The organism is Wolbachia endosymbiont of Drosophila baimaii, from assembly GCF_028982185.1.
GTDB lineage: Bacteria > Pseudomonadota > Alphaproteobacteria > Rickettsiales > Anaplasmataceae > Wolbachia > Wolbachia pipientis.
Genome location: NZ_JAPQLE010000161.1, coordinates 1 through 580, shown reverse-complemented (window position 1 = coordinate 580; position 580 = coordinate 1). Strand labels below are relative to the sequence as shown.

Annotated in this window: 1 pseudogene; it reads left to right on the top strand. The window is 37.8% G+C overall.

From position 1 onward, the window contains the following. Positions 1 to 134 precede the first annotated feature (134 nt). Positions 135 to 580 (top strand): annotated as a pseudogene (locus tag OZD66_RS05205) (hypothetical protein); the annotation flags it as partial.

Here is a 580-nt window from a genome sequence, read left to right as displayed (position 1 = left end):
AAAGATAGTTCATGTCAATGGAAATTTGAACCTGAAGGTAACAACATATATATAAAAAGCACTTATTTTAATGAGTATTTATATCCTGCTAGTGATTATCTTAGCCATGATAGGGATAGAAGGAGAGTATTTACTTGGAGGCCAGGGGCAAAGATAGTCCATGTCAATGGAAAATTGAGGATTGTGGATCTACTCGCAAGAAGCGTGATGTACAATATAGTATTACAAAAGAAGCTAAGTGTGATCTATCTTATGATAATGCATCAGACAATTCATCGCAAAGTGACGAAATAGGCTATAACAAAATAGGAGCTACAAGCGGAGCAAGTAAGCCGTCTTCATGGATAGATGCTGTTAAAGGTGTTTTTCAGTTTATCTCCTCCCCTTTAAGGGCTGCGTTGCCTTCATTTTCAGAAAATAGCTCTAGCCGTTCTGGTACAGCAGGAAGTAGCTCCAATCATTCTGATACAGTAAGAAACCCAAATATCCAATATATAGCATTTCTCATAATAGTCCGAACAGGTCATAGGAAGGCAGAATCAACAGCACGACGAAAGGATTCGAATAGAGGAATGTTTTT